This is a genomic window from Psychrobacter sp. 1044, assembly GCF_904846525.1.
In the GTDB taxonomy this organism is placed as follows: Bacteria; Pseudomonadota; Gammaproteobacteria; order Pseudomonadales; family Moraxellaceae; genus Psychrobacter.
Window position 1 is genome coordinate 33,884 of the sequence record NZ_CAJHAZ010000004.1, and the last position, 19,115, is coordinate 52,998.

15 protein-coding genes are annotated in these 19,115 nt (G+C 44.8%); 12 read left to right on the plus strand and 3 right to left on the minus strand.

Annotated features, from left to right (window positions below; translation table 11 throughout):
- Positions 1 to 7 precede the first annotated feature (7 nt).
- The 9 genes from nuoG (at position 8) to JMX82_RS03715 (ending at position 11,901) form a co-directional block, all read left to right on the plus strand.
- Positions 8 to 3,088 (plus strand): NADH-quinone oxidoreductase subunit NuoG, encoded by a 3,081-nt coding sequence (gene nuoG / locus JMX82_RS03675; RefSeq protein ID WP_201539523.1) that lies wholly within the window; start codon positions 8 to 10, stop codon positions 3,086 to 3,088.
- A 52-nt stretch (positions 3,089 to 3,140) separates the two neighbouring features.
- The gene (gene nuoH / locus JMX82_RS03680) at positions 3,141 to 4,133 is read left to right on the plus strand and encodes an NADH-quinone oxidoreductase subunit NuoH (protein ID WP_045445151.1); all 993 of its coding nucleotides are present in this window, start codon (positions 3,141 to 3,143) and stop codon (positions 4,131 to 4,133) included.
- Positions 4,134 to 4,188: 55 nt separating this feature from the next.
- Complete coding sequence (nuoI, locus tag JMX82_RS03685) at positions 4,189 to 4,737, plus strand: NADH-quinone oxidoreductase subunit NuoI (RefSeq protein ID WP_045444743.1); 549 nt, start codon at positions 4,189 to 4,191, stop codon at positions 4,735 to 4,737.
- Positions 4,734 to 5,480: an NADH-quinone oxidoreductase subunit J gene (gene nuoJ, locus JMX82_RS03690; RefSeq protein WP_201539524.1), complete on the plus strand. Its 747-nt coding sequence runs from the start codon at positions 4,734 to 4,736 to the stop codon at positions 5,478 to 5,480. The genes nuoI and nuoJ overlap by 4 nt, the downstream gene beginning before the upstream one ends.
- A 98-nt stretch (positions 5,481 to 5,578) precedes the next feature.
- Positions 5,579 to 5,887, plus strand: coding sequence for an NADH-quinone oxidoreductase subunit NuoK (nuoK, locus tag JMX82_RS03695; RefSeq protein ID WP_045445153.1), 309 nt, complete (start codon positions 5,579 to 5,581; stop codon positions 5,885 to 5,887).
- Positions 5,888 to 5,891: 4 nt separating this feature from the next.
- Entirely contained in the window at positions 5,892 to 7,766 is a 1,875-nt protein-coding gene (gene nuoL, locus JMX82_RS03700; protein WP_060490575.1) for an NADH-quinone oxidoreductase subunit L, read from the plus strand.
- A 1-nt stretch (position 7,767) separates the two neighbouring features.
- Positions 7,768 to 9,393 carry an NADH-quinone oxidoreductase subunit M gene (gene nuoM / locus JMX82_RS03705; RefSeq protein WP_201539525.1) on the plus strand — a complete coding sequence of 542 codons (1,626 nt, stop codon included), beginning with the start codon at positions 7,768 to 7,770 and terminating at the stop codon, positions 9,391 to 9,393.
- A 3-nt stretch (positions 9,394 to 9,396) separates the two neighbouring features.
- On the plus strand, positions 9,397 to 10,875 hold the full coding sequence (gene nuoN, locus JMX82_RS03710) for an NADH-quinone oxidoreductase subunit NuoN (protein ID WP_193007134.1): 1,479 nt from the start codon (positions 9,397 to 9,399) through the stop codon (positions 10,873 to 10,875).
- Positions 10,876 to 11,058: 183 nt separating this feature from the next.
- Positions 11,059 to 11,901, plus strand: a complete 843-nt coding sequence (locus JMX82_RS03715) for a ferredoxin--NADP reductase (protein WP_201539526.1) — start codon at positions 11,059 to 11,061, stop codon at positions 11,899 to 11,901.
- A 141-nt stretch (positions 11,902 to 12,042) separates the two neighbouring features.
- Here the strand turns inward: JMX82_RS03715 and JMX82_RS03720 are convergent, their stop codons facing one another.
- Positions 12,043 to 12,822: a hypothetical protein gene (locus JMX82_RS03720; RefSeq protein WP_201539527.1), complete on the minus strand. Its 780-nt coding sequence runs from the start codon at positions 12,820 to 12,822 to the stop codon at positions 12,043 to 12,045.
- A 532-nt stretch (positions 12,823 to 13,354) separates the two neighbouring features.
- Here JMX82_RS03720 and JMX82_RS03725 point away from each other — a divergent pair.
- Together JMX82_RS03725 and JMX82_RS03730 are read left to right on the plus strand one after the other, a co-directional pair.
- Positions 13,355 to 14,239 (plus strand): energy transducer TonB, encoded by an 885-nt coding sequence (locus tag JMX82_RS03725; protein ID WP_201539528.1) that lies wholly within the window; start codon positions 13,355 to 13,357, stop codon positions 14,237 to 14,239.
- Between the two features lie 165 nt (positions 14,240 to 14,404).
- Positions 14,405 to 15,280, plus strand: a complete 876-nt coding sequence (locus JMX82_RS03730) for a mechanosensitive ion channel family protein (protein WP_045451667.1) — start codon at positions 14,405 to 14,407, stop codon at positions 15,278 to 15,280.
- Positions 15,281 to 15,296: 16 nt separating this feature from the next.
- On the opposite strand, the gene ybeY is transcribed toward JMX82_RS03730, so the two are convergent.
- Together ybeY and JMX82_RS03740 are read right to left on the minus strand one after the other, a co-directional pair.
- Positions 15,297 to 15,911 (minus strand): rRNA maturation RNase YbeY, encoded by a 615-nt coding sequence (ybeY, locus tag JMX82_RS03735; RefSeq protein ID WP_201539529.1) that lies wholly within the window; start codon positions 15,909 to 15,911, stop codon positions 15,297 to 15,299.
- A 152-nt stretch (positions 15,912 to 16,063) separates the two neighbouring features.
- Positions 16,064 to 17,158, minus strand: a complete 1,095-nt coding sequence (locus JMX82_RS03740; RefSeq protein ID WP_201539617.1) for a PhoH family protein — start codon at positions 17,156 to 17,158, stop codon at positions 16,064 to 16,066.
- 632 nt (positions 17,159 to 17,790) lie between these two features.
- On the opposite strand from JMX82_RS03740, the gene JMX82_RS03745 reads away from it, so the two are divergent.
- Complete coding sequence (locus JMX82_RS03745; RefSeq protein WP_227676283.1) at positions 17,791 to 19,098, plus strand: FAD-dependent monooxygenase; 1,308 nt, start codon at positions 17,791 to 17,793, stop codon at positions 19,096 to 19,098.
- Positions 19,099 to 19,115 lie beyond the last annotated feature (17 nt).

Sequence of the window (19,115 nt, forward strand, 5' to 3'; positions counted from 1 at the left end):
GAGCGGCATGGCAGTCATACATATTGATGGAACCACTGTCGAAGTAGATAGCGCAGATAACTTGCTACAAGCCTGCTTATCACTCGGCATTGATGTGCCGTATTTTTGTTATCATCCAGCCCTTGGCTCAGTAGGCTCGTGCCGTCAGTGCGCGGTCAAGCAATTCCAAAACAAAGAAGATATGGAAGCAGGTCGCGGCCGTCTTGTGATGTCATGTATGGTCGCTCCGGGCGATGACATGTATATCTCTGTCACTGACGATGAAGCCAAAGCATTCCGCAAGTCGATGGTTGAGTTACTGATGACCAACCATCCACATGACTGTCCAACTTGCGAAGAGGGCGGACATTGCCATTTGCAAGACATGACCTATATGTCAGGTCATAGCCGTCGTCGTTATCGCTTTACCAAACGCACGCATCATAACCAAGAGCTTGGCCCATTCATCGCGCATGAGATGAACCGCTGTATCGCTTGCTATCGCTGTGTCCGTTTTTATAAAGACTACGCAGGCGGCGAAGATTTGGGTGTTTACGGCTCAAACAATCGCGTTTACTTTGGCCGTGATAAAGATGGCCAGTTCGAAAGCGAATTCTCAGGTAACTTAACGGAAGTATGCCCAACGGGTGTCTTTACCGATAAAACGCATTCTGAGCGCTACAACCGTAAATGGGACATGCAGTATGCGCCAAGCATCTGTCATGGTTGCTCAGCAGGTTGTAATATCTCACCGGGTGAGCGTTATGGTGAATTGCGCCGTATTGAAAACCGCTATAATGGTGAAGTAAACCGCTATTTCTTATGTGACCGTGGCCGCTTTGGTTATGGCTATGTCAATCGTGACGATCGCCCAACCCAAGCGCTTGAGCGTATCAACGATAAGCATGTCAAAATCAATATTGACTACGCACTTGATGAAACCATCAAGCGTATCAAAGATAAAAAAGTCATCGGTATTGGCTCACCGCGCGCCAGTCTAGAAACCAACTTTGCGCTAAAAAATCTCGTTGGCTTTGATAAGTTTTCAACGGGTCTCAATCATCAGCAGCAAGCACTGGTCAATAAATGCATCGAAGTATTAAGTACTGATGGTATTTATAACCCTAGCATGACTGATATCGAAAGTTATGATGCGGTGTTGGTATTGGGTGAAGATATCACCCAAACTTCATCACGTGTCGCGTTGTCAGTACGCCAAGCGGCAAAAAATGAAGGCCTGAAAATGGCAGCGGCGTTGCAAACGCAGCCGTGGCTTGCAGAGCCTGTTAAACGTATTGCTCAAGATGCGTTAAGCCCAGTTTATGTCATCGACGTGGTACAGACTAAGCTAGAAGACATCAGTAAAGTCAGTGTCGTAGCAACGCCTGAAGACATCACTAAACTTGGCTTTAAAGTCGCTGATGAAATTGCCAATTTCGCTGATGATTTCGCAGAAATCGCAGATCCACAAGCAGCTGAGCAAGATGTCGATACTGCTACTAGTACTAATGCCAGTACTGAGACTGACGGTATGCAAGCATTAGCGAAGCAAATCGCTTATGACTTGATTCAAGCGGATAAGCCACTGGTCATCTCGGGTAGCAGCTTATCGTCTACCGTATTGATCGAAGCAGCGGCGCAGATTACTCAAGCATTGACCCAAAAACGCTCAGCCATTAAAGCGACTGAACAGCAGCAAGTGGACACGTATAATGCTCAAGTCCGTGATGAGCAAGCGCAAATAGAAGATAAAGAGCTATCTGCTAAACCAAACAAACCTGAAACCGGTGTTGATACAGAAACTCAAGACAATGTAGAACGCGCTCCTGCTAAAAAACTTGAGCTGAAAGAAGTAAACAATAAGTATCATGCACAAGCAGGTATCTACTTAACAGTTACCGATGCCAATAGCATGGGTGTTTGCATGCTTGGAGGTCAATCAGTAGAAGAGCTGCTGGCCACTGATTTTGATGTGGTTATCGTTGCTGAAAATCAGCTGACTGATGCCATCGATGCCAATAAATTAACGCAGCTATTATCTGATAAAACCGTCATTGCGCTAGATCATCAGCTACTTGATTGGCACAAAGATGTCGATATTGTATTACCTGCGGCTAGTTTTGCAGAAGCAGACGGTACGTTGATATCGGCTGAAGGTCGTGCACAGCGTTTCTTCCAAGTTTACGACAACGAATACTATCATCCAATGAGCAGTATTAAAGAGGGCTGGCGCTGGTTACATGCCGTGCATAGCAGCATCGAGGGTCGTGATGTTGATTGGACGCAGCTAGATGACGTCATCAATGCATTGATCGCCACGCATCCTAAGCTTGCGGGTATTAAAAATGCTGCTCCTGATGCCGATTACCGTATGACGGGTCTTAAAATTGCTCGTCAGCCGCGTCGCTATTCAGGTCGTACCGCTATGCGTGCACCGATATCTGTGCATGAGCCGATGCAGCCAAAAGATTTAGACACCGGTTTGACTTTCTCAATGGAAGGTTATAGTGGTAAAGAAACGCCAAGCTCAATGATTCCTTTTGCCAATGCGGCAGGCTGGAACTCACCGCAAGCGTGGAACAAGTATCAAGACAAGGTCGGTGGTCATCTAAAAAATGGCGACCCAGGTGTGCGCATGTTCGATCAGCTAGCACGTTTAGAAACACGTCAATATGTTGCACCAGATGCTATGTCTGCGACGACGACCGATATGCAGCAAGGACAAGCCAAACTGGTGCCTATCAATAATATTTATGCCAGCTCTATGATGGCGTCACGTAGCCCAGTGGTTGCGGAGCAACTGCCTGTTGCTGCATGGCGTATCGGGATGGATGATGCTAAGGACTGGAACATCGCTAATGGCGATTACTTAGCGATTGAAGTCGATAAGCAACAAATTACCTTACCAGTACAGATTGTCGGTTATTTAGCAGAAGGCTGTATCGGTTACCCAGTTGGGCAGGTGAGTATTATTCATCCATCAATGCCAGCGTCGGTTCGCAAAGTGGATGCACCAGTGACGATGATGGGTAGCATGGCTAACGATATGATGAACAATAACGATGCTGCGCAAATGAACACAGCACCGACCACCACACAGGAGGTGTAATATGCAAGTTACCCGTATTATCCCTGATGTGCCAAGCTTCTTGGCTGGTAGCATGAGCTTTGATGCTTGGTCCATTTTATTTATGGTCGGGCAATCACTGGTCATCTTCTTGGTCGTGGTTATGGTTGCCGCTATGATGATTGTCTATGAGCGCCGCATGCTAGCACTCTGGCAAGACCGTTACGGTCCAAACCGCGTCGGACCCTTTGGTTCGTTGCAGCTGGTTGCTGATATGCTCAAAATCTTCTTTAAAGAAGATTGGACGCCGAACTTTACCGATAAGTTTATGTTTACCTTGGCACCTGCGGTCGCGATGTTTACCGCATTGGCCTCATTTGCCATTATTCCTATCTCGCCGACGCTTGGCGTGGCTGATTGGGACATTGGTATTCTGTTCTTCTTTGCGATGGCAGGTATTGCCGTCTATGCAGTGATGTTCGGTGGTTGGGCCTCTGCCAATAAATTCTCGCTACTGGGTGGTTTGCGCTCTGCTGCACAAACGATCAGTTATGAAGTCTTCTTGGGCTTATCACTGATGGGCGTAGTCGCATTGACAGGCTCATTTAACTTGCGCGCCATTGTTGAGGCGCAAATCGACGGCTGGTATATCATTCCGCAGTTTTTTGGCTTTTTGACCTTTGTCGTTGCTGGTGTTGCAGTCACCCATAGACATCCATTTGATCAGCCAGAAGCAGAACAAGAGCTGGCTGAAGGCTATCATGTTGAATATTCTGGCATGAAGTTCGGTATGTTCTTTATTGGCGAATATGTCAACGTTGTCCTGATTTCTGCCCTGATGACGTGCTTATTCTTTGGTGGTTGGTTGGCACCTTTTAATTTAGATATTCCATTTATTCCACCAGCTTTTTGGTTCATGATTAAAACGCTGTTCTTTATGACCATGTTTATTTTGGCTCGAGGCTCACTCATGCGTCCGCGTTATGATCAAGTGATGAACTTTGGCTGGAAAGTTTGTCTGCCAGTAACGTTGATTAATCTGTTGGTTACTGCTGCGGTCATTTTGATCTTTTCCCCAACGTTATAGTCATCACTAGCCATCATTGATGAACTAGGGTAAAGCTGATAAGGATAATAATCCCATGTTTACTACCATAAAAAAGACCGTCATTGGACTATTTACCATTGTCCGCAGCATGTGGATGGTCAATAGTCATGCGCTCAGACCGCGTGACACCATCCTTTATCCTGAGGTGCCGGTACCTGTGCCGCCGCGTTTTCGTGGACGTATTGTCCTAACGCGTGACCCTGATGGAGACGAGCGCTGTGTGGCTTGTAACTTGTGTGCGGTGGCATGCCCGGTAGGGTGTATCTCCTTACAAAAAGCGGAACGTGAAGACGGTCGTTGGTATCCAGAGTTTTTTCGAATTAACTTTTCGCGCTGTATTTTTTGTGGCTTGTGTGAAGAGGCGTGTCCAACGACAGCCATTCAAATGACGCCTGACTTTGAGTTGGGTGAATATAAGCGCCAAGACTTGGTCTATGAAAAAGAGCATTTGCTCATTTCAGGGCCGGGTAAATATCCTGATTATAACTATTATCGTGTGACGGGTATGGCGGTAGCGGACAAACCAAAAGGCGCAGCACAAAACGAAGCTGCACCGATTGATCTAAGGAGCTTGCTACCATGATGAATATTTTGAACCATCCTGAACTGGCTGGGTTTTATTCGCTTGCAGCAGTGGCCATATTTGCCAGTCTGCGCGTCGTGACTCAAGCCAATCCAGTGCATGCTATCTTATCGATGATTGTGTCATTACTGGCAATCGCAGGGATATTTTTTGTACTAGGCGCGCCATTTGCTGGTGCGTTAGAGATTGTTGTCTATGCCGGTGCTATTATGGTGCTATTTGTTTTTGTCATCATGATGCTTAATTTAGGCATGAGCAATGATGAGCGTGAAGAGCGCTGGCTTGATGCGGGCACTTGGGCGCTACCGACAGGGTTAACGATTATTATCGCGGTTGTGCTGTATGCGATGATTGGTATGGGTCATGACGAAGCGGCAATGATTGGTGGCTCGACAATATCTGCCAAAGCAGTGGGTACGGTGCTATTTACTAAATATGTGATGTTGATAGAAGTGGCTGCATTGCTACTGTTGGCAGCCTTGGTCGCCGCGTATCATTTGGGTAAAGAGTCTATCGCTGATGAGGTTACTGTTAATGCAAACCACAGTAATGATAGTCAAGGATCTAATGCTAATGTTGCGAGTATCAAACACTACGATAATCACGGCATGCCTATAGATGCTGACGCGGCGAAAATGGCAGAACCTTACGAATATAAAGATGTTGACCCGCATGACTATGTAAGTATGAATGTAGGTACGCAGCTGGGTGTGAATAAAGTCACGCGCAAGGAGTCAGACTAATGGTACTAGCAGCGAGCGTGGCACAAGATGTGTCAAACGTGCCGTTTGCCCACGAGGTAGCGGGCTTAGTACAGCCTGTTGCTGAGGCGCAGAATGTACTGGGCATGATACCCATGAGCCATGGACTGATTTTGGCAGGTATCTTATTTGCCATTGGTCTGTGCGGCGTCATGGTACGACGTAACTTCCTATTTATGCTAATGAGCCTTGAGATCATGATGAATGCAACAGCATTAGCATTTGTGGTAGCAGGTAGTCGTTGGGTCGATCCAGATGGACAGATTATGTTTATCTTTATTTTGACCTTGGCAGCAGCAGAGGCCGCCATTGGTTTGGCAATATTATTGCGGTTTTATCATCAGCGTGGGCATCTCGATGTCGACAGCGCCAATGAGATGAAAGGATGATGTCATGAGTTTATTACCATTAACCTTTATATTCCCGCTCGTTGGCTTTTTGATTTTAGCCTTTATGCGCGACAAGCTAACAGAGCAGGTGGCAGCGATTGTCGGTGTCGGTAGTATGCTGTTATCAGCACTATGCACGTTAATCGTTAGTTATACTTTTTTAACCAATAATCCAGCAGGAACGGTCATAGAGATTCCGCTTTGGACATGGTTCCAAGTCGGAGATTTTGCTCCAAGTTTCGGTCTGAGCTTTGATGGTTTGGCACTGACGATGACGGGTGTCATCACTGGGATTGGCTTTTTAATCCATCTCTTTGCCGCTTGGTATATGAAAGGTGACACTGGATTTGCCCGTTTCTTTAGCTATATGAACTTGTTCGTCGCCAGCATGTTATTGCTAGTATTAGCAGATAACTTGTTCTTGCTTTATCTTGGCTGGGAAGGCGTTGGTATCTGTTCGTACTTACTGATCGGTTTTTATTACCATGACCGCGCCAATGGTCTTGCAGCGATGAAAGCCTTTACGGTGACGCGCGTAGGTGATGTATTCTTAGCCTTCGGTCTGTTTTTATTATTCCGCGAATTCGGTACGCTTAATATTCAAGAGATTATTACCCGTGCGCCAGAAGTATTCGATATCAACAATCCAACGATGATGTTGACAACCATGATGTTAGTTGGCGGCGCGATGGGTAAATCAGCGCAGCTGCCATTACATACATGGCTGGCTGATGCGATGGCAGGTCCGACGCCAGTATCAGCGCTTATTCATGCGGCAACGATGGTCACGGCAGGTGTTTATTTAATCGCTCGCTTACATCCATTGTTTGAGCTGACGCCTGGTATTTTATTATATTGGGTCGGTGGTGTAGGGGCGTTGACGTTGGTCGTTGCTGGATTCTGTGCACTGGCACAGACCGACATCAAACGTATTCTTGCTTACTCAACCATGAGCCAAATTGGCTATATGTTCTTAGCACTCGGCGTTGGCGCGTGGCAGGGCGCAATCTTCCATTTGATGACTCATGCTTTCTTTAAAGCCCTGTTATTCTTATCATCAGGTGCAGTCATTCTTGCGGTACACCATGAGCAAAACATCTTTAAGATGGGCGGTCTACGTAAAAAGATACCGTTGGTATTTTGGTGCTATATCGTTGGTGGCGGTGCACTTGCGGCAATACCTTGGGTCACCGTTGGCTTTTATTCTAAAGAAGCGATTCTTTGGGAGAGTTATGCAACCGGTCATATGGTCTTATTCTATATGGGTGTATTCGGTGCTTTCTTAACCGCGCTTTATACCTTCCGTATGATTTGGATTATCTTCTTTGGTGAAGAGAAAACGCACGCGCATAAGTTATCTGGTGTGTCGTATTGGCTGCCACTTAGTGTGTTGCTCGTATTATCAACGGCAGTGGGCGCATTTATTACCCCGCCATTACAAGGCGTCTTGCCAGAGAGTGTTGGGCATTTATTGGAAGTCGCTGGTCAAGCGCATGGTAAGCATACGGCTGAGTTTATCGCCATGGGTGCGATGGCAGCAGGCTTGATATTAGCGGCGCTATTATATGTGGTGGATAAAGGTCGCATGCTCACCCGCTTTAAGCACTCACGTGTTGGTGGGGCGCTATATCACTGGTGTTATCATGGTCTAGGTTTTGATGCGCTATACGATGTAATTTTTGTAAAACCCTTTTTGTTCATCGGCCGCTTATTTAAAGCCGACCCTATCGATAAAGCGTGGCTCGTCTTGCCTAAGCTGGCATCTGCTGGTAATAAGGTATTGTCTGCGACGCAAACTGGGTCACTTCGAGGTTACGCTGCAAGCTTTGGCTTGGGCATGGCTGTATTACTAGTGCTGGTAATGATGACGGTGGTATAAGATGATTGAGTTACAACAAACGTGGATGCTACCAGCATTAATTGCAATTCCCTTTATTGCCGGGTTGTTATGTTGGTTGGTCGAGCGCTTTAATAAACGTCTGCCGCGCTGGATTGCTCTAATCGGTATGACGTTGACCTTTGTATTATCGCTAGTGATGTGGCAATACGGCGACTTTAGTGGCATGAGTAAGCAAGTCATTGCGCCAGACGCTGCTGTGCCTTGGGTCGCTGAATTTAGTGTGCCTTGGATACCGAGCTTTGGTATTAGCTTCCATTTAGCGATGGATGGCTTGTCACTGATGATGGTGGCGTTGACAGGATTGCTCGGTATTGCTGCAGTGGCTTGTTCGTGGAATGAGATTCAGCGTCGAGTCGGCTTTTTTCATCTCAACCTTTTGTGGAGCTTGGGCGGCGTCATTGGTGTTTTCTTAGCCATTGATCTGTTCTTGTTCTTCTTCTTTTGGGAGATGATGCTGGTTCCTATCTACTTCTTGATCGCTATTTGGGGTCATGATGTGGTTGGCAAAACCAAGGAATACGCAGCGACTAAGTTCTTTATTTATACCCAAGCGTCTGGGCTTATTATGCTGGTCGGTATTTTGATATTGGTCATTATCAGCTACGCTCAAAAAGGGGTGGTCAGCTTTAATTATAATGATTTGCTCGGTACGTCACTTGGCGGCTGGGAATATCCGATCATGCTGTGCTTCTTTATTGGCTTTGCCGTTAAGCTGCCGATTATTCCGTTCCATGGCTGGTTGCCAGATGCGCACGCACAAGCCCCAACGGCAGGTTCAGTGGATTTGGCAGGGGTGCTAATTAAAACCGCCGCATATGGTTTGATTCGTTTTGTGTTGCCGTTATTCCCAGCAGCATCACAAGATTTTGCGCCGATTGCCATGACCTTGGGTACGATTGGTATCTTTTATGGCGCATGGCTCGCCTTTATGCAGACCGATATGAAGCGTCTACTGGCTTATACCAGTATCTCGCATATGGGCTTTGTGGTATTGGCAATTTATGCTGGAACCTTACTCAGCTTGCAAGGTCTGATGATTCAGATGTTAGCGCACGGCTTAAGCTCAGCAGCGCTATTCATCATGGCAGGGCAGTTATATGAGCGTCTACATACGCGTGATTTGACCTTGATGGGTGGTATGTGGGGTCAGTTCCGTTACTACGCACCGATACTGATGTTCTTCTGTGCGGCATTGCTCGGTATTCCGGGGACAGGTAATTTCATTGGCGAGTTCATGATTTTATTTGGTGCTTTTGCTCAGTATCCAGTATTTGTGGTCTTTGCAACATTCAGTCTGGTACTAGCAGGGCTATACTCGCTTATTTTGATTCACCGTGCATTATTTGGCAAAAATAATATCGAAGCAGTCGCCATGCAAGAAACCAAAGCACATGGTTTGCCTACGCGTCCATTAAAAGATTTGGGCAAGCGTGAGTTGTCATTGTTATTGATGCTCGCTGCAGGCTTGGTATGGCTTGGTCTATATCCACAGCCGTTCCTTGATACCTCAAGTCATGCGATGCAGTGGATCAATAACGCTTATATATACAGTCAAGTCACACAAGTAGATGCGTCGCAACTGCTTGATGCAATGGAGGCACGTTAAGTCATGAATGATATTACGATGAATGATTTGATGGGATTGTTGCCTTATGCGCCAATCATTGCCGTCGTTATTACGGTATTGGTGGTCATGATTGCCATCGCAATTAAACGCTCACATATGGTGACTGGTACGATAACGGTCGTCGGCTTAAATATTGGTCTGTTTACCCTCATTGGGCAAATGACAGGTATGGTGAATAGCGGTACTCTCGTGCCAAATGCTGAGCAGTTATTCGTTATTGATAACTTTGCTCAGTTTAATATGGTGATTATTTTTATCTGTGCATTGGCTTGCTGTACGTTATCTTATGCGTATTTAGCCAACCTCAAAGATAATAAAGAAGAGCTATATTTGCTCATGTTGCTATCGACGATTGGTGCTTTACTGATGGTCAGTGCTCAGCATTTAGCGTCATTCTTTATGAGCTTAGAGATGCTGTCTATACCGCTATACGGCATGCTGTCATATACCTATATGCGCAACCGCTCGCTTGAGTCAGGGCTGAAATACTTGGTGCTGTCAGCGACGGCATCGGCGACATTACTCATGGGTATGGCATTTATCTATGCCGAAGTAGGCTCGCTCGCCTTTAAGCCAATCAGTATGGTATTGGGTGATGTTTTTGAGTCGCCACTTCTGATACTTGGTGCGGCGATGATGATGTTCGGTATCGCCTTCAAACTCTCTGCTGCGCCGTTTCATATGTGGACACCAGATGTATACGAAGGCGCTCCAGCACCAATCGCTACTTTTTTAGCATCGGTATCAAAAGTAGCTATGATGGGCTTGGCGGTTCGTTTCTTAATCGATACGTCTTTATTGGCCTTGCCATCGGTGCAAATGCTGTTAATGGTCATGGCAACTTTATCTATCTTAGTCGGTAACTTATTAGCAGTACGTCAAACCAGCCTCAAACGCCTATTGGGTTATTCATCCATTGCCCATATGGGTTATGTGTTGATTGTCATCGTCAGTATCGGCGCGGCAGCGGATAGTATCTCTAGTATGTATATGGCGGTTTATGCATTAACCTCTATCGGTGCCTTTGGCGTTGTAACCTTGATGTCGAGCCCTTATCGTTTATCTGGTGAGGCTGATGAGCTGACCCATTATCAAGGGCTGTTTTGGCGTCGTCCCGTATTGACTGCGGTTATGACTATTATGATGTTGTCATTGGCGGGTATTCCGTTGACGGCTGGCTTTATTACCAAGCTATTTGCGATATTGGCAGCGGTACAAGGAACCAATTGGTTCTTGGCAGCGATGATTATCTTGGGTAGTGCGATCGGCTTATTCTATTACTTGCGCGTGATGCTCACCCTCTTTAAACGTCCGAAACAGTTCATTGAGTTTGACGTTTCTAGCCAATGGGCGATGCGTACTGGCGGGATTATGGTTATTGCGGTGACCGCGATGATTATCTTCTTTGGTATCTTGCCAAACAGCATGATTGAATGGGCAAGTCTGGCACGTATTTGGTAAATAGCAAAAGGGTAAGTAGGGGTATGCTGATACCGCTGCTTATCTGTTATTACGGTCAGAAACCCAAGATGCGCCAGCTTTGTGATAAGCTTGGCGCATCTTTTATTTTGTGTCGTTTAAAGTCTTGATAAAAATAATGATTACTAAAAATAATGATTACTAAAAAGTGAGTCGATAATTCTTATGAGTGATAATATTCAGACAGTAACTGTGCTTAGTAAGACCACGTGGACGCCAAACCTATTTAGCTTCACTGTCAGCCGTCCTGATAGCTTTAAGTTTACTGCGGGTCAATTTGTGCGTTTGGGCGTCAATCCCAGTCAATTAAAATATTATAAACAGCAGCGTGCAGCAGGTAATGCCGTTGCTAATGAAGAACAGAATGAAAAACTAAACGAAGACATCTTTCGGGCTTATTCCATCGTCTCTTCACCTTTTGATGAGGTGCTAGAGTTCTTCTCTATCGTAATTCCTGATGGTGCATTTACCTCGCAATTGCAACATCTAGAAGTCGGCGACGAGCTACTGCTTAATACCATGCCGTTTGGTTTTTTGACGTTAGCACGTTATCAAAAACCGTTACCAAAAGATTTATGGTTACTGGCGACTGGAACAGGCTTAGCGCCTTTCTTGTCAATGCTACAAGATTTGCAGACGTGGGAAGATTACGAGCACATCATATTGGCCTATAGCGCGCGCTCGATAGAAGAGCTTGCCTATATCGACAAGATCGAAAGCTTGCAAGAAGACTTTGGTTCTCTGGTTGACAATCCTGCAAAACTAATCTTTGTTCCCATCGTTACCCGTGAGCCTATCGAAGGCGCCCTGACAGAGCGCTTGCCCAAGCTGCTGCTAGATGGTACGCTGCAAGAGCGCGCAGGGATTGCCTTAGATATTGATAGCACGCACGTCATGTTATGTGGTAATCCAGACATGGTGGAAGACACCAAAGAAGCGCTCAAGACTTTAGGTTTGGTGATGAATCGTCGCGGCGAGGGCAATATTGCTGTAGAAAATTACTGGTAGTTGCATGATTGATGACGGCACGCTTTAGAAGCCAGTGAAAATTTGCTCGATAAAAAAGCGCTGACCCTAAAAGACAATAATAGTCTCTAAGTGTCAGCGCTTTTTTGCTAAGTAAAAAACGTCATTTGTATACTGAGGGGTTTATACCTGACTCGGTTCGGTCGCATCATCTATTGGGTTAATAGGGCCTTGCATCAGCTCAGGCTCATCATCATCGCCGATAATATCTTCGTTACTGCTGGCAGCCAATAAATCACGATAATTGATTTGAGTTTTCAAAATCATTTGCTCTTCTTCAAGCTCGCCATAGTTGACTTGAACTTTATGCAAAGTGCTCATGATTTTTTTGTTCTTTTTTAACCAACGATTGATATCAACGTAGATAACCTCGTCTTTTGCACGGGCGATATTGATATAAGAGAGAATAAAGCCTAATGGGTCTTTTTTCAGAATAGTGTGATAAAACCAAATAAACAGTTTGATACCTTGGCGCTTAATAAACGACTCACAACGTAGATTTAGCACATCAGTATAAGTCTGTTGACCAAAGACAAATCGCTGGACGTTACGATCGAGCTGTACATGAATCAAACTAAAATTACTCGCCACCTCTGCATAAATGCCACCAGCATCGACCGTACAGTATAAGCGGAACCAGTCATCATGCATCTCAACACGTAGCTCTAAGATGGCTTTTACATTATCAGTGACGAACTTCTGTAGCGCATCATTGACATAGATCTGTGCCACTGGCAGCGACAACTCATCTTCGAATTTATCAGTCGTTCTATGATATATCTGTTTGATTGATTGGGTAAGGCGCTCCCAACCATCGCTAAATGATTCGTCGAAACGATAGCCCATATTTTCAAAAAATTCATCAAAATTGTCTGAATTATCCCTGTTATCAAAATCACTCAAACTTATTATCCTTATAATTATAGGGGAGGTAGCTGACTCAATGGCATAAAGAGCGACTGATTAAAAAATGACAGACAGACTGACTGTTCTTTAATGAAAGCTGGCGAGTGGTCATTACATGCGTTTTTGCTTAACCAGCAATAATCTGCCCTGTCTATTTACGCCTGTTTAACCCGCCCTAATGACACAAAAATTATAAAACAGTATATAACAAATATGATGGCTTCAAAATGGACACATGGGTTTTGTCGCAAATCATTTAATTGGCAATGCTTATATGTTCAAAATACGGTCTAGCGATGACATATCCGCATTGGTTTTATATCATTTTTGCTGGTTCAACTCGTCAATAAATTGACCAAAGGAGATAAATCATGTGTGAGTGGATTAAAATGAGTCGGCAACGGTTGTGCTAGCGACAGAATTCTATGTCATGTTATGATAGCGCCAGCATAAATCCTGCTCATTATCATAACGCTTATTACTTGCTGTCTTGTATTTATAAGCTCATATTCATAAGCTGAGACCCATTGTGGCCTATATCAAAGATTCACAAAGCTATCATTTTTCCGCGCAAGCACCTAAGCGGGATGTTAGTTTACCGGTGGCCATCGTTATCGCTGTGGCCGTACACGCCATTATTATTTTTGGTATAGGCTTTTCGATGGGCAAAGATCCTGCAGCAATGATGCAAGATGTAGCAAAAGCGCTAACCGACAATATGCAGCCAAATGAAGACGCCCACTTTATTGCTAATGCTTCCCAAGAAGGTGGCGGCACAGTGGAGGAGCAATTAAGACAAGAGAACGACCAAATCAGTCCATTGTCTGCTGAGCAAATAAGTGAGACGCAAGATGTGATTAGCCTGCAGCGTCAAGTACGCCAGCAGCATTATCAAGAAAGCTATCTGCGTACCACCTTAAGCTGGCGTCAAGCGAGCGTGGAGTCTGATAATAATAGCAAGCAAGCACAAGATGATATGATGGCGCAAGAAGAGCGTCTGCGTAAACAAATTGCTACTTTAGAGACACAGCTGTCTCAACGTCAGCAAGTTTATGCAACCAAATCAAAAGTCGTGACGGTCGATAGCAATTCGACCACGCTCGGTGCTGCAGATTATATTAATACCTTCCGTGAGCATATCGAACGCATTGGGAATTTGCATTATCCCATGCAGGCGCGGGCGCAAAAAATCAATGGCGAAGTTCGCCTGATGGTTATTATCAGTAGTGATGGTAATGTTAAAGCCATACGTCTGCTTGAAAGCTCCAACTCCACATTATTAGATGAAGCAGCAAAGCAATCGGTACGCCAAGCAGCGCCCTTTGGTAAATTCACCAAAGACATGGGCGATATCGTCGAATTGCGTCTGATACGCACTTTTCTTTATAGTGATAAAGTCACTGTCACCTATTAGAGCATGTTGAATATTCGCAATCAGCAGTGCCTATTTGTGAATATCAAACACGCCCTAAGCGAATTCAATATATAGATGATGAGCGTTAGCTACGCTGCAAACAGATAAGATACCAATATTTATAACAAACGAATACCACACACCGCTATAAAATAAAGAGTCAGTATGGAATTTTTAGGTTTTACAATAGATGTTGCCAACTTAACCAGTAACGCATTAAGCTTGGTCATTAAAGTTGCGCTAGCGATATTAATATTCGTCGTAGGTCGCTGGCTTGCCAAAAAGGCAGTCACCGTTGCTCACAAAATGATGTTGCGTAGTCGCTTAGATGATACCGTTGCGAACTTTTTAGGTCGCTTAATCTATGGGGTGCTACTGGTCGTGGTTGCGTTAGCTGCTTTGAGTAAGGTTGGCGTACAGACCACCTCAGTCGTCGCTATATTGGGCGGTGCTGCAGTAGCCATTGGTCTGTCACTAAAAGATCAGTTGTCTAACTTTGCCGCTGGCATCATGATTGTGACGTTTCGCCCCTTTGTGCGCGGCGATTATGTGCAAATCAGTAGCTACACAGGAACCGTAACAGAAATCACTTTGGTAAATACCCACCTGACGACGATAAACAATCACGATATCATTATCCCAAATAGTGATATTACGACTTCAGCTGTGACGAACTATACGGCGCTACCCAACCGCCGTGTCGATATCACGGTTGGTATTGGCTATGATGCCGATATCAAAACTGCCAAAAACGTGATGCTGAATTTGGCAAAAAATAATCCGTTGGCCTTTACTGACCCTGAACCTATCGTACGTGTCACCAATTTGGGTGATAACTCAGTAGACTTGACGCTCAATATTTGGACAACCAATGCTGACTGGTGGACCATGCAGTGTGATTTGCTGGAGCAATTCAAATACGCCTTGGATGATGAAAAAATCGACATTCCATTCCCGCAGCGTAATGTCCATGTCAAAGGACTGGATCAGATGATTAATCAGATGAGTCAAGCACAAAAGCTACCGATGACCAAAGATTAGTCGCTAAAAATTCGAACTAAGTATAAGGGTTTGGAAGGCTGAGACCTGCTAAAATCTCAATTTCAAACCGTTCCATCTCATCTTGCTCGGCTTGTCCAAGCTCATGATCAAAACCCAATAAGTGCAGCACACCATGTATCAGTAAATGGCTAATGTGCTGTGCGGTTGTCTTTTCTTGTTCTGCGGCTTCACGTACTATGACGCCATGACAGATGACCAGCTCACCGAGGGGTAGCGTTGGCATCAGCTCAATAATTGCGGCTGGCAGATCACTTGGATAAGATAAAATATTGGTCGCATAATCCTTACCGCGTGCTTCCAGATTTAATGCCTGACCCTCAATTTCATCGGTAATGTATATGTCTAATACTTTAGATTTTTCTTGCCATAGCTCAGGGTCGATATCTACAAAATAGGGTAGCGTTAGACCTTCTTTAATGCGCTCATCGATATAATCCAACGCTGCCATCATCACAGACTGTAAGTGCTTACGATCATAAAAAGTGTCCAGTATGTCATCATCAATACTACTGGTGGCACTGATATCAAGTGCTGCCAAACTGGCATCATCGCCAGCACGCTCATTTGCATCATGGTTGTCAAAACTGTTGTTACCCTTCTCTTGGCTCATGCCATTATCCTTTTACTTTATTGTAAGATGGTGTGCTTTATCATCTGATAGAACTTATGACTAAACCTAAAAAGCTCTCGTCGTAAAAAGCCGGATTACTGATAGTAATCCGGCTTTGCATTTTTATAACATTAAGTAGCAGGCTAGACCGTTTATAGCTTGGCTGCAGCATTAGCAACAACTTGTTTACGCTCTTGCTCTTTTCTGCGCTCAAACTTACGCTTTTCTTCTAACGCTACTTGTTCTTCATCATAAACATCGTAGGCTTCTACAATTTTCTGTACCAATTGATGACGTACCACATCTTTTGAATCAAACTTGGTGATATGAATTTCTTCAATACCACTTAAGATTTCCATTGCTTGCGCTAAGCCTGACTTGTGACCACGTGGCAAATCGACCTGTGTAATATCACCTGTAATTACTGCTCGTGAACCGAAACCCAAACGGGTCAAAAACATTTTCATCTGTTCAGGCGTGGTGTTTTGCGCTTCATCTAAGATGACAAACGAGTTGTTTAACGTACGACCGCGCATATAGGCAAGGGGTGCGATTTCGATGACTTGTTTTTCAATCAGCTTGCCCACTTTTTCAACGCCGATCATCTCATATAGCGCATCATATAATGGACGCAAGTAGGGATCGATTTTTTGCGTCAAGTCACCTGGCAGAAAGCCCAGTTTTTCACCAGCTTCTACCGCCGGACGCACCAATAAAATCCGCTCAATCTCATTACGCTCAAGCATATCCACGGCGCAAGCCACGGCTAAATAGGTCTTACCCGTACCAGCAGGACCAATACCGAATGAGACATCAGAGTTCAGTACGTTTTGGACGTAGGTCTGCTGATTGCCACCGCGAGGAATGATACGACCTTTACGCGTGCGTAAGCTAACTGGCGTAAACTCGTGAGCTGATTCTAAGTCCGCCTCAGCGTCTGCATTATCCTTGGCTTCTTGCTCATCAGCTTCCATATCTTCATCACGAGAAATGCTCGATTGGATAATAAGATGTAGCTCCGCTGCACTAATGTCCTTGGTATTCTGTGCCTCATCTACCAGTTTATAAATAATACGTTCACCGCGCTCGACATTCGATATGTCGCCACTCAAACAGAAGTCACCTTGACGCTGCATGATTTTGATATCGAGGCGTTGTTGGATATATTTCATGTGGTTGTTGTATTCACCAAGCACGGTTTTGAGCTGTGCGGGTGTCAATGATTCAAACTTTATACGGCGGCTCATGGAATCAGTCAAGCGATTATCCTTTTATTATGTACCCCAATGCTATGATTTGGTTTTGATGGCATTGCGGGTTTAAGAGATAAAATGGTCGGTCGTTATGGTCTTGGCTTTACGTTATAGAGATAGAAATGACGTAGAATTATTATTCGTTTTAGGAGTGGTGATAAGTAACGGTCTTGCCTTTATTATGGTCGATAGATTTTAAATTTCAAGCCATACGTCGAACAGATGCCACTGTTTTTGTACGACGATTGCAACCGCTTTTCGACTTTGATATTTTTATGTCCATTTTTGAGCGGGTTATGACATTACAAATAACGTTTAGAGCGTGACGAAATCAAGCGTTTCAGGTATACGTTTTGGCTACTGTTAAGGCGACAGAGTTGGAGGCGATTTGTGGTAATCTATGGGTGATGTCATAGTGCTTTATCGCTGAGTTTAAAATATGAATAAAATGATGAAGGCTGATGAAAGCTGACGAAGGTTAGGACCTATTACGCATTCGACTAAGGCTATGCCGATGTGTGAATGTTAAATATTCCCTAAAAAATTAAAAGAATTCTAGCGATCATTCATCGCTTATAGTGCGTGCGCCCAACAGCGTAAAATAGACATGAAAATTAGGAATGATAATGCAAAATACTGATGTAAATTTATCGAATGCTAAAAAAAAGTGTGAACATAAACAGGCAGCTACTGAGCAGCAAGTCCTCATCGCTGGCGGTGGTCATGTGGGATTGTCATTTGCACTGTTACTAGCGCATCATGGTATTGCTAGCACGTTATTAGAAAAAAACAGTTATCCAACCATCAGTCCAAATGATGACAGCAATCGCAGCCATTATTTAGATAGCCGCAATACAGCACTGTCACGTCGTACGGTACAGATCTATCAAGAGATTGGGTTATGGGATGAGTTGCAAAGTCATGCTTGTCGTATCGATGCGGTGCAGATTAGTGAGCAAGGCAGCTTTGGGCGTGCACAATTAAATAAAGCTGAAGAGCGGGTCGAGTCATTTGGACAAGTGATGGAAAATGCGTGGCTCGGACGTAAGCTTTTATTAGCTGCGCAGCAAGAGCCATTAATCACTTTGATTGATAATGCCAATGTCATCGCCGTGATGCAACAAGCGGATGGGGTGACACTCAGCTTTAACTATTATGGTGAAGAGGAACATGAGCAGCAATTGCAAGCCAGCGTGTTGGTTGCTTGTGATGGTCGCGATTCGACGGTACGTCAATTATTAAATATTGGCACGACGACTTATGATTATCAGCAAACCGCTATCGTCGGTGTGGTAGAAACTGACAAGCCACACGCACATGTGGCGATAGAGCGTTTTAGTCCAGCAGGGCCACTAGCGGTGTTACCACTGACCGATCCAGAAGGCGATGGAAATGACGACTATCAAAATGGTCATAGACGCTCAGTAGTTTGGGTCTGCCCAAAAGGTGAGGAAAATAAATATTTAGCTGATGATGCCCATTTCTTAGTGACATTGCAGCAAGCCTTTGGTGAGCGTGCGGGCACTTTTGTCGCTGCTGGTCGCCGCGGCGCTTATCCACTGACACGCGTGCTGGCAGACAAGCAAGTAGAGGGTCGCTGTGTCATCATGGGTAATGCTGCTCATACCTTGCACCCTGTCGCTGGTCAAGGTTTTAACCTTTGTATGCGCGATGCCCATGTGCTGGCACAAATGATGAGCGCGCAAGTGCTAAAGGGCGAAGACATCGGCGATACGCAACTGTTAAAACGCTATGAGAAAGCACGTCTAAGCGATCAAAAACGCGTCATTCGCTTCTGTGATGCCGTGGTACATGGTTTTACCCATCCTAATCCAGCCATCAAGTTGGCAAGGAATGTGGCCTTGGTTGCCTTTGATAAACTGCCAAATATTAAGCCACTAGTCGCTAACTACGCGATGGGATTAAAGTCTTAGTTTGCCATATCACGGTA